Annotated in this window: 5 protein-coding genes; 4 read left to right on the forward strand and 1 reads right to left on the reverse strand. The window is 68.3% G+C overall.

All coding sequences use genetic code 11. The features are described from left to right. Positions 1-18: 18 nt before the first annotated feature. Positions 19-4,764 carry an RHS repeat domain-containing protein gene (locus Athai_RS19170; protein WP_203962763.1) on the reverse strand — a complete coding sequence of 1,582 codons (4,746 nt, stop codon included), beginning with the start codon at positions 4,762-4,764 and terminating at the stop codon, positions 19-21. 244 nt (positions 4,765-5,008) lie between these two features. Between Athai_RS19170 and Athai_RS19175 the strand changes: the two genes are divergently transcribed. The 4 genes from Athai_RS19175 (at position 5,009) to Athai_RS35320 (ending at position 12,131) form a co-directional block, all read left to right on the forward strand. Beyond that, on the forward strand, positions 5,009-8,110 hold the full coding sequence (locus tag Athai_RS19175) for a hypothetical protein (RefSeq protein ID WP_203966763.1): 3,102 nt from the start codon (positions 5,009-5,011) through the stop codon (positions 8,108-8,110). Continuing rightward, the gene (locus Athai_RS34830) at positions 7,993-9,777 is read left to right on the forward strand and encodes a LamG-like jellyroll fold domain-containing protein (RefSeq protein ID WP_203962764.1); all 1,785 of its coding nucleotides are present in this window, start codon (positions 7,993-7,995) and stop codon (positions 9,775-9,777) included. Before Athai_RS19175 ends, Athai_RS34830 begins: the two co-directional genes overlap by 118 nt. 265 nt (positions 9,778-10,042) lie before the next feature. Continuing rightward, a complete protein-coding gene (locus Athai_RS19185) occupies positions 10,043-11,056 on the forward strand; it encodes a TolB-like translocation protein (protein ID WP_203962765.1) in 1,014 nt (337 codons plus the stop codon). A gap of 733 nt (positions 11,057-11,789) precedes the next feature. Continuing rightward, the gene (locus Athai_RS35320) at positions 11,790-12,131 is read left to right on the forward strand and encodes a replication-relaxation family protein (protein ID WP_203962766.1); all 342 of its coding nucleotides are present in this window, start codon (positions 11,790-11,792) and stop codon (positions 12,129-12,131) included. Positions 12,132-12,302 lie beyond the last annotated feature (171 nt).

A 12,302-nucleotide genomic window follows, 5' to 3' on the forward strand; every position in this document is an offset into this window, starting at 1 on the left:
ACCCGCCAACCCCGAGTGTCAAACAAACTCGGGGCAGTCCCAGTCGCTTGCGCTGGGGGCTGCGGCACAATCGTCGGTGGCGGTCCAAGCCGCCGAGAGCCGCTGAGCGTAGTCGTAGGTGAAGCATTGGGTGTCGACGCTGGTGGCGGCGTCCTGCTTGTCGACGATCTTGGTGACCAGCCCGGCGCCCTTCGACACGGTGCTGTTGCCGTACGTGTAGGTGAGGTTGTCGACGTCGCCGGAGAAGGTGGAGTCGGTGGTGCGCACTCCGGTCAGGGCGTGGGTCTGGTTGTCGTAGGCCAGGGTGGCCCACACGGTGCTGTTGGTGCCGCCGTCCATGGTGTATTGCAGGGGCTGACCGAGCTCGTTATAGCCCACGGCCATGACGTAGTGGGTGGCGATGTTGCCGATGGTGCCGGTGAGCGCGTCGGGCTGGTCGAGATTGTCGTAGCCGATGGTGATGTTCTCAGCCGGGAGCCCGCCGCCGGCGGGGTCGTAGTGGCCGGTGGGTAGCCCGGTGGTGGAGTAGCCGTAGGAAAAGGTCAGCCCGCCCGACGGTATGAGGCTGGTGCCCTCGCCGGTAACGGAGATGGTTTGCGCGCCGATCTTTCCGAACTGGTTGTAGGTGCGCACCGTGCTGGTCAGGGTGTCGCCGCCGGAGTAGGAGGTGACCGAGGTGGGCAGGCCCTTCTTGACCGTGTCGTAGGTCCAGCCGGCCAGCTGGTTGGACGTCGACAGCGTCTGGGTGCTGGTCGTGTCGTACTCGCCGGTCTTGCGGCCGTCCAGGTCGTAGGTGAAGGTGGTCTGCTTGCCGCGGGCATCTGTGGTGGACAGCAGCTGCCCGGCGGTGTCGTAGGCACGGACGCTGTGGCCGGTGTCCGGGTCGGTGGCGTCGGTCTGCTGCCCGAGCAGGTTGTACTTCCAGGTCCAGCTGTTACCGGCCGGGTTGGTCAGCGAGGCGAGCTGCCCGGCCGGGGTGTAGGTGTAGCGGGTGTCGTCATAGTCGGCCGGCGTGTCGTTGAGGTAGTCGGCGGCGGCACCGGCGTGGTACTCGATCAGGTTGGTGGTGTTACCGCGGGCGTCAGTGACCGTGGTGGTGGCGGTCGCGCCGGGAGGCGGCACGGTGGTGATGAAGTTGCCGCCGTAGGTGTAGGTGGTGCGCCAGGTTTCGGTGGCGTGGCTGTAGGCGATCGCGGCGGTTGTGCGACCGGCGCCGTCGTAGGTGTAGCCGGTTTCGGAGGCGATGTCGCCGGGCTGGGCCTGCACCATCGTCGGGCTCACGGCGTCCGGGCTGTAGTACGGCCCGGCGGTCTCGGACACCCACCCGTCGGTGTTGTAGATGGTGTCGGTGATGTCGGCGCCGTTGTCCGGGGTCTGCGTCTGGGTCTCCCGGGCGCGCAACAGGCTGTCGTAGAGGGTTTCCGACCGCCGGTAGGTGCCGTCCTGGTTGATGGTGTAGGTGTCCACGGCCGACGGGCCCGTGTTGGTCACCGTGTAGCTGTACTTGGTGTTTGGAGTGGTCGTGCGGCCAGGCAGCCACACCCCGGTCAGCCGACCCAAAGCGTCGTATTGCTTCTTCGTCAGATAGCCGGCGGGGTCGGTACGTGACAGCGGCAGCCCACGAAGCGGGTCGTAGCTGGTGGTGGTGGCAAACCCCTTCGGGTCGGTGACGGTCGTCGATGTTGGCGCCGCACCGGTGGCCGGCGTGTAGGTGCTCTTGGTGGTGCGGTTGTCGGCGTCGCTGGCGGTCAGCGCTCGCCCGTACTCGTCGACGGTGGTGCTGGCGATGGTGGTCCAGGTCGGTGCGGTGTCGGCGTAGCCAGTGACCTGTTGGGTCTGGGTCACATCACCGATGGTGGGGGCGGTGCCGTAAGTGGTGGCCCCGTCGTAGAAGCTGCGCACGTCGGAGACGGCGTCGTCTGGCAGGGTCGGTGTCGTCCCGCAGGCGACCGAGACGGTGGAGACTTCCTTGGCCGCGTCCAAAATCCAGGCGGTGGTGTTGTCGGCGTAGCTGGTGGTGGTGCACAGGTCGTCGGCGGTGGTGGAGGTGTCGCCGTGGTCGTCGACGGTGGTGATACGGCCGTAGGAATCGTGGCCGTCGACGGTCTTGGTCTCCCGGGTGGAGCCGGAGGCCAGCGGCGTGTAGACGCGCTTGCCTGCGGATCCGACGTGGTAGGCGTGCAGGTCCGGCAGCCCGGACAGCACGTGGGTGGCGGTCGCGGCCGAGGTCCAGGGGTTGGTGATGGTGTCGGTGACCAGGTCCGAACCGTTGAACACGCGGGTTTCCAGGCTCGACCCGGCGTACTGGTTGTGGTCGGTGTAGGTATCACCGCGGCTGTCCGTCACCGTGACGGAGCGGGTGCCACTGTTGGGGAGGGTGTCGCCGTCCATCCCGCGCAGGTAGGTGGTGGTGGTTTTCGTGATCGGGTCGGGGGCGGTGCCGGTCGACACGGTCATTCCGCCGTATCCGCGCCACTGGTCCCAGGTGCGCCGCGACGACGGGGTGATCGGGTTGTCGTTGTAGTGCCAGGCGCCGCCGCCCACGGGGGTGTAGGTGGTGACGATGTCGTCGTTGGCTGATCCGCCGTAGGGGTCGTGTTCGGTGACGTGGGTGACGATGTACTTGTTGAACCAGTCGATGGTCGGGCTGGTCTGTCCGGGCCGGGTCCAGTAGTCGGGGTAGGCCAGGGTGGTGTTGTGGGCCGGGTCGCTGGGCTCGTCGGCGGGGGTCAGGGCGGTGGAGTAGTTGACCGAGATCTTCTCGCCGGTTTCGGTGACGATCGAGGCCATCCGGTGCCGGGTGATGGGCGGGTACCCGTCGGTCACGTCGACCCGGTTGGACAGTGCCGTACCGGCGAAGGTCACCGTCGGCAGGCTGATCGACGAGCTCGACCCGCCGGCCGAGGTGTCATGACCGGTGTGGGTGATCGAGTCCAACCACACCGATGGTGTGGTCTTGTCGCCGGTAGTCGGGAAACTGTGCTTGAGACTCCAGGAGTCGACGGTGGTCTCCGTACTTCCGACGAGCACCTTGGTTGTGATGCCGGTGAGCATCCGCTCGGACCAGAACGACGGCGCCTGCGACGAGCAGGAACTGCCGTTGGTGCAGTGCAGGTCGTAGGGAACATCCGGCCAGTCCGACGCGGTCGAGCTGGTCAGGGTTGACGGGTCGCAGCCGTCGGCGGAGGTGTTGCACCGTCCGTTGGTCGAAAACAGCACCTCGGCGGCCGGCGAGGTGGAGTAGACGGCGCCGTCGCGCTGCCCGTACCAGATTTTCGTCAGCTGCCCGGAGCGGATGTAGCTGGTGTTGGCGGTCGAGCCCAAGTCGCGGGCGTAGTAGTTGGTGTGCGTGTTGTAGAAGTAGGCGATCGTGTCGTGGTGGGTGTCCACGACGTAGTCGAGGTTCCACCGGTAGGCCTGCTGGCACCACGAGGAGGAGAACGTCGCGTTGTAACACGGCTGCCCGGACTTGGTGGCGTAGACGGGTTCGGTGAACACCGAGTCGGTGGCGGTGTCGCCGGAGGCGTAGCCGGGCAGCTGGTTTTTGCCGAAGTAGTACTGGGTGCCGTCGTCGGTGGTGATCCGCCAGTACTCCCCGCCGTGCGCGCCGTTGGTGGCGCCGGTCAAGTGCTCGATCTTCTCGTTGCCATCCGAGGCCGCATGCCAGTCGCCGGTGGCGTCATCCCGCACCAGCTGCGTGCTGGATCCGTTCAACGACAGAGTGATCCTCTTGTCGTCAGGCCAGCACTTGTCGAACGTCTTCGTCGCACCGGCTGGGTTGTCGTGGCAGGAGGCGTAGGAGCGTTCGACGAAACCGGGGCTGTAGGTCCAGCCGTCACCGATCCAGGATGCCTGGTTGTTGGTCGAGGAGGTCAGCCCGTCCTGCGACTGCGAATCGTAGGTGAGGCTCACGCTCGGCGACAGCCCGCCCGGCACGTCGGGTACGTCGATGGGATACGACCAGGAGAACGCGTCGGTGGATCCGCCGGCCTGCCACGATCCGGACGGTTTGAGCGAGGTGGCGCTGTAGTCCCCTCCGCCACCGCTGGTCGTCGAGGTCGCCGCCACCACCGCCATCGGCGCCGCCGCAACCCCCTCGACCGAGCTAGACCCCGCCGGCCCTGTGTGGGAGGAGTCGCCGCCCGTAGACAGGGTGACGGTCGCGGTCAGCCGCTTGGTCTTTGTGTCGACGGTGAACGGAACCGGGGTCTGGTGCTGGCACGACGCGGTGTTCGGGGTTGTGGCGGCACATCCGGGCAGGGCCACCAGCCGCAGGCGTGATGCCCAGTCGGCGCCGTAGGCGTCTTGGAAGCCGGCGTAGCCGATCGACACCTGCACCTGGCCCGCGGACGACTTCCCGTCGTCGCGGGAGACGGTGGCCAGCGCACCGGTTACGCCGGCGGCGGTCGCGGTGTGCCGTGGCGCGACGTGCACCCGCACCTTCGACGGCGCCTGCTGATGCGAAGCGGTCTTCGCCCGGCGACTGGCCGGTGGGCCGACCCATACCGGCAGGTGACCGGCGCGGCGGGCGGCAGCGCCGGCGTGCAGCGAGACCGGGACCACGGCGGTACCCGACGGCCACTTCGTCGTGGTGGCATGCCAGGCCGGGAGGTGTTTCTGCTTGACCGGGTGGAAGGTGACCGGCTTGGTGTGCACCGAGGGGACGTCGTGCGCCTGCGGCGCGGACGGGGCGGTCAGGGCGTGGTCGGCGGCGGGCGCGACCAGGGTGGCCGCGGTCATCACCACCACCGCCAGCCACACCATCGGCCGCGAGCCGATCCCTGCTCGGGCAGCGGCCAGCCGCGCCGAGACGGGCCGGGACAGGCGTTGCCATACGATGCGGGAACCGTTTTTGGGCAGCCGAAACGTCATGCGATCTCCCGGAGGGGGCAGGAGCGGTCACAAACCGCGCGAACGCTAGCAGCAGGCCAGAGTCTTAAGGAAGGCCAAAGAATCTCACAGTGCGGACGCGCCGTCGACTCCGGACCAGCCGGATGGCCTGAACCCGATGTCCAACGGCTACGACGACACCCAGGCGCAGGCTGCCGCCGAGCAGTCGGCGGCCACAACGGCCAGCGCCACCGGCCAGCCGGCCGTGGTGTCGACTATGACGACCCCGACGCAGCAGGTCGTGGCGATGCCGGATGGTGGGATGCGGCTGACGCAGAACACCAAGCCGGTGCGTACCAGGCGGCGCGGGCACTGGATCCCGGTCGACACCACCCTGCACCGCAATACTGACGGGAGCCTGTCGCCGGCCGCGACCGCCTACGGCACGGTACGGATCTCCGGCGGCAAGACAACATGGTTGGCGACCTCGACCGCCGGCGGCACCCGCTACACGCTCTCGTGGCCGCACACGCTGCCGACACCCAGCATCAAGGCAGGCAGCGCCACCTACCGCGGGGTGTTTGCCGGGGTGGACCTGGTCGTGTCCGCCACGGTCAGTGGCGGATTCTCCGAGGTGCTGGTCGTGCACTCGGCGAAGGCCGCCCGCAACCCGGCGCTGCGTCGGCTGCGGCTGCACGCCACCACCAGCCACGGCCAGCACGCCAAGGCATCCGGCGGCACGCTTGAACTCCGCAGCGCCCGCGGCGGGTTGACGTTGGCCTCCAGCGTGCCGTTGATGTGGGACTCCAACACCGCCCCGACCCATGCCGTCAAGCATCACGGCAAGGGCGGGCCGGATGCCTCCGACGCCGCGCACGCGGGAGCCGCTGCCCACGTCGCTGCGATCCGGTCGTCGGTGACCACCTCGATGGTCACCTTGACGCCGTCGACAAACATGTTGGGCGGCAAGCACACCGTCTGGCCGGTCTACATCGACCCCACCTTCAACTGGCATCCCACCTCGGCCAACAAGCCTGCGTTCGACGAGTTGAAGCAGGGCTCACCGTGCAACGGGGTGTCGCTGTACGACAGCACGTCGGCCACCGGCGACTACGGGCATCTCGGGGTCGGGGTCAATGCGTGGGACGGCTGTCTGGGCATCATGCGCGCCTACTACCAGTGGACGATCCCCAAGGTCATCTGGGGCGCGCACATCAACACCGCCACCGTCGAGGCCACCGAGATCTACTCCGCCTACTGCGACGCCACCGCCACCGTCACCCTGCACGCCACCGGCGCGATCGGGTCGAAAACCGACTGGAACAACCGCCCCGGCTACTGGAAGTTCAAGACCGGCGTCTCGTTCGGCCCGACCTACAACCCCAACTACTGCCCGAACAACGGCTCCGTCTCACACGGCTTCAACGTGCACGACGCGATCGTCAAGGCCGCCGCCGGGCACTGGGCCCACTTCACCGCTGCCCTCGCCGAGGACTCCGCCGAGTCCTCGCGCTCCTCGACCGGGTTCAAACGCTTCTCCGACAATCCGACCCTGCAGATCTTCTACAACCGCACCCCACACACCGTGGCCGCCAGCACGTCGCTGGCCACGGTCGGCGCCGACAAGGCCGCCTGCGACTCCTCGGCACCGTTCCCGTACATCGGTAAAACGATCGCGACGAACACCCCGGTGCTGTCGGCGAAGATCTCCGACCCCGACGGCGACCCGCTGCAGGCCACGTTCCACTACTGGCTCAAGGTATCCGGCACCACCGTGCACTCCGGCACCTCCGGCGACAACCTCGCCTCCGGGTCGACGGCCAAGTTCAGCATCCCGTCCAGCTTCATCGACACCCTCAGCAACGGCGACACCGTCGGCTGGCACGTGCAGGTCACCGACGGGCAAGCCACCTCCAGCTGGTCACCCAGCTGCTACTTCACCGTCGAACCCGACGCACCCGGAGCACCCAGCATCACGGCAGAAACCGGCAGCGACGGCACCGTCCCGTACCCGGACACCGACAACGGCGGCGGCACCGGCGCCGCGGCCGGCACCCCAGCCACCTTCGATGTGGCGAACACGCAGGCGGGCACCACCGCCACCGCGTTCATCTACCACCTCGACACCCCACCCGCCACGGTTAACACCCCGTCGTACGAGAAGGTGACCGCCAACAACAACGCCGCGAGCCTCACCATCAAGCCCTACGCGCCCGGGCCACACACCCTGTGGGTCGGCGCCCTGGACGCCGCCGGGGATGCGTCCGGGATGACCGCCTACCGCCTCCTGGCCGACCACGACCCGGCCGCCAGCTGCGCGAGCCTGTCCTCCTGCTACAACAACACCGCGATCAGCCCCGACTCCGACCCCACCAAGGCCGCCGCCGACGGGTCCTCCTCGTACTCGGCCACGGACCTGGCCAATGCGGGCTGGACCTCCGGGAGCACCGTCACCATCGACGGCGCCCCCTTCCACCTGCCCAGCTTCGGGTCCGGGCAGGCCGACAACGTGCTGGCGGCCAACCAGACCATCACCTACAACTACCCGGTACCCACCGGCGGGCCTACCGCGCTGGTGATGCTCGCCTCCTCCACCCACGCCACCGTCGCCGACCCCGGCGCCATCGAAGGCGACACCACCGCTCCCTACGTGCCGGCCGGGATCGCCGTGTCGGGCACCTACTGCTTCGACGCCACCGACCCGTCCGCCTACTGCCCCGCCGCCGGCACCATCTCCTACACCGACGGCACCACCCAGCCCTACTACCTGACCGTCCCGGACTGGGCCACCGGCCCCGCCTCCCTCGCCGCGGTCGTGCTCCCCCACCAGAACAAGCCGACCGGGCAGACCAACACCAGCCTCAAGATGTACCCATTCTCCATCCCCCTGACCGCCGGGAAAACCGTCGCCTCGGTGACGCTGCCCGATGTCGGCAACAACGCCGGCAACTCCACCCAGGCCCTGCACATCTTCGGCATGGCCCCCGCAACACCACCACCGCCACCGTCACCCCCACCGGCACCACCACCGCCGCCCCCGCCGGCAAGTCCTGGACCGGAACCTGGGGAAGCCCCACCGAAGGCAACTACAACTACCAGGGCGGCAACTTCTCAAACCAAACCTTCCGCATCGACCTGCGGCCCTCCACCGGCGGCGACACGGTGCGGATCAAGCTCGACAACGCCCTCGGCACCAGCAAGCTGTCCATTGGGCACGCCACCATCGCTACCTCCCCCGGCCCCAGCTGGGCCGTACCCGACGGCACGCCTACGGCGTTGACGTTCGGCGGCAGCGCATCGGTCACCATCCCCGAAGGGGCAATGGTCTACAGCGATCCACTGCCGTTCACCGTCGACCCCTCCAAATACCTGCTGGTCTCCTACCAACTGGCCAACTCGGTGCCGTATCTGGTGCAGCACTCCTGGACCATCACCCAAGACGCCCACCAGTTCGTCACCGCCACCGGATCCGGCGACCACACCACCGACACCACCGACACCGCCTTTACCGCCACCGGCAGCTTCAACGGCGACTTCACCGACCTGCTCACCGACGTCGACGTCGCCACGACCGGCACCGGAACCCAAGCCGTCCTCGGCGACGGACTCATCGACGCCTGGCAACCCAACAGCGTCGTCGACGGCTCCACCGGCCTGGCCGACGACCTCGCCGCCGCAGCCCCCACCACACCGGCCGGCTACGGCACCATCTCCGAGGGCATCGAAGCCAACCAGATCGCCACCGACTACCCCGAATCCTCCGCCAGCGGCCTGGATGTCGGCGGCCCCTCGGCGTTGGCCCGCATCGACCGCGATGTTCTCGACCAACCCGGCCTCACCACCGTCGTGCTCGACGAAGGACTCGAAGACATCCTCAACGGCCACAGCGCCGATGACCTCACCAAAAACAGCTACATGCAACTGCTGCAATATCTGCAAGCCAACAACATCAACGTCATCGCCGTCGGTCTGACCCCGTGCACCGGCTACGCCGGTGACGGCGCCACCGGCAACAGCACCAACGACCCCTGCACCACGGCGGTGGACACCGCCCGCATCGCGGTCAACAACTGGCTGGCCAACAACCCGCTCAACCTCAGCCCCTGGACCAGCCCCGCCCTCTACTACATCGACTCCGACGCAGCCGTCGGCGTCACCGACCCCACCAGCGGCGCCGTGTCGCTCGACGCCCACGCCGACAACAGCGACCACGTCAACCTCACCAACCCCGGCTACGGCGCCCTCACCACCGCCTACCTCGCCGCCCACGACACCTGGCCACTCAACGACGGCGCCGGCACCAACGCCAGCGACACCGCCAGCAGCTTCACCAACCCCTATCTCTCCAACGACCCCACCGCCGGTACCAATCCCGCCACCCTGGCCGGCAGCGCCACCTGGACCAGCGACACCACCCGCGGCACTGCGCTGACCCTCGACGGCGCCACTGGCTATGCCGCCACCACCGGCCCCGTCATCGACACCACCGGCAGCTTCTCGATCTCCACCTGGGTCAACCTGGCTAACACACCGGCCGCCAACGCCACCATCGCCGCCCAAGACGGCACCACCGTCTCCGGCTTCTACCTCCAGTACAACCACACCCACACCGGCAACCCCGGCTGGGCCTTCAACATCCCCGACACCGACACCGCCAGCCCCACCTGGCACACCGCCTACACCGACGGCGCCACCACCGGCTGGACCCACCTCGTCGGCGTCTACAACGCCACCGCCCACACCGCCAGCCTCTACGTCAACGGCACTCTTGCCGACACTGCCACCGGGGTGACCACCATCAACGCCACCGGCCCGTTCACCCTCGGCCGCGGCCAGTACAACGCAGCCCCCAGCGACTACCTCCCCGGCGCCATCAGCACCACCGAAACGTTCAACTACGCGCTCACCCCCTACCAAATCACCGCCCTGTACCAACAAATCTCCTGACCAGCCTGCGCTGCGACGTTGTGCTCGGATTCTTCGAACGGAGACAGAAGTGGGCTTGCCGATACGCCCAGCACAACGATGGGTCGCGCTCGCGGCAGCCGGTGCCGCGGTGCTCGCGGCGGTGGGAGTAGCGGTGCTGGTGTGGCCGCGCGGAGGTTCGACCCCGCCCCCGGCGGCCGCAGCGGTGCCCAGCTTCCGGCTGCCGGCCGTGCGTTTCACCACCACGCCGCCGTCACCGGCACGCGCTCGCGGTCATGCCACGACAATGGCGGGGACCAGAGTCTGCCGCCCGAAGCACGACTGTTACGACGGCTACGTCGTGCTGGTCGGCACCCGCTGGTACTGGGCCGGATACAACTACAACGAACAGTCGAGCCTGTCCCCCGACGGCCGGTACCTGCTGACCGGCGACGCCCCGGACGACGGCGGCGACATCACCCGCCAGTACCTGTGGGACCTGACCACCGGGCACCGGCGCAACGTCACGGTCGGCCTGGTGTTCGCCTGGTCGGCCGACTCCCGCTGGGTGGTCGGCCGCGGCATCGACAACACCGCCGGCGACTTCACCCGGGTCGACACCCACACCGGTGCCGTCGCCACGTTCGACCCAGACCGGCTTCCTGCGCCGCACCAGGGCGGGCACACGTTCGTCAACGACTTCCCGTCCGTCGCCGGGATCGACGCGCACGGAGATCTGATCCTGGTACGTGCCGGCGACCAGCCGGCGCACGTGAGCGCACACGGCCTGACACCCGGCCCGGCCGACGTGTTCGTGGTCGACCCGGCCACGAACACGATCCGCCACCAGATCGCGCTTCCCGGCGTCATCCAATGGTCCAGCGCCCCAGCCGACCCCGCGGACAGCTTCGGCAGCGACGCACCCCGAAACGCCGCCCGGCCGCTGAGCGAATGGGACGGCTGGCTGCTCGGCTCCGAGCTGCTGCTGGAGACCTACACCGACAAGCCGAACAGCCAATCAGGGAAGAGCATCACCCGATACGCCGCCTTCACCTTCCCCGGCGGCACACCCATCGCCACGATCCCGGCCCACCTCCGGCACGGCCGGGTCGTCGGGCCGGGCATCGTGTCCGGGCACCACGTCGCGCTGGTCGTGACCAGCAGCCACCACAACCACGAACTCGACGCCGTGACACCCGCAAACGGGCACGCCACACCGCTGCAACGCTGGCACGACAAGGGCCTCCGAGAAGGCCCCGGCAACAACCTCGTCGGACCACCCGGCAACACCGAACTGATCAACTTCCCGAACACCGACTAACCGACCCGGCACGTCCGGGAGGCGAACCAAGACACCGTCACACCCATTGGGACGCGTGCCCAGCTGGTCACCGGCACCGCGGCACTGGCCCGGATCGTGCCACTGACCGGCCCGCACACCCGAGCGTCACCAGACCATCGCCCGGAGGGCCGGACGGCGTATAGCGAACCATCCGTGCCGCACCCACCAGGTGCGCCGCCGTGGCCGGCAGGTACCTAAAGATCCGAACGCGGAATGCGGCACACCAGATCCGCGCTAATCCGAGCTGGCCTCGGCCGTTCTTGCCACCCAGGCAAGAGCGGCCGAGCTGCGCCTATCGACCTGTACACCGCGCAATGCGGGTTCCGGACCGTGCGCTTTGCATCCCGTGGCGCACGGCGGTACGCGCCGAATGGCGTGGCGCGTACCGCCGTGCGCCAACAGTTCTTTCATCCCCTTCGAGGACCGCCTGGCGGGCCCTTGACGGGTATCCAGGCCGTCGCAAGTAGGGCAGTTACAACAGCATCGGGCCAACACCTCGACACAGGCCCGCTTCACCCGGCGCGCCGCCCACAGTCGCCATCCCGCCCCACTGGACATCGCTGGCTCGACCGAGCCCGCCCGTCGGTTCCGGAACTGTTCCGGAGCAACCGTCGCGGTGACCCAGCCAAGCGGATCTGCTCCGGAACGAGGCAACGACCGTCTGCTACAGATCCTCAACCGTGTCGGCAATCGCGACCGGTTCATCGCCTCCATGGTCGACACCCACCGCGTACTGACCAGCCGACAGATCACCCACCTGTGCTTCGGCTCCGAAACCACCGCCCGCACCCGACTGAGCGCGCTGACCAGCATGCGGGTCCTTGCGCGGTTCCGCCCACGCCGCGATCTCGGCTCTCATCCGTGGCACCACGTCCTCGACAGCGGTGACGCGTTCCTGCTCGAACACGACATCGACGACCGTGACCACCGACGCCACCGCACCGACCAACGCCTTGCCTGGGCCACCAGCCAACGACTCGGCCACCTGCTCGGCATCAACAGCTTCTTCACCACCCTGGCCGCCGTTGTCGTCCGGCGTCGGGCGAGTCGGTGATGCCCGTGGTAGTGGCAGGCTGCCACCAGCGTGCACCGCGCAGCGCTCGCGATGGGCGGCACAGGCCGCCGTCGCCGTGACCAACTCGGCGAACACTTGGGCCTGCTCGCGCCCCGGGTGAGCGGTCATCGTGACGGGCCGCCATGACCGTGGCCCACCGGTTCGCGCACG

Source organism: Actinocatenispora thailandica (assembly GCF_016865425.1).
GTDB classification, from domain to species: Bacteria; Actinomycetota; Actinomycetes; order Mycobacteriales; family Micromonosporaceae; genus Actinocatenispora; species Actinocatenispora thailandica.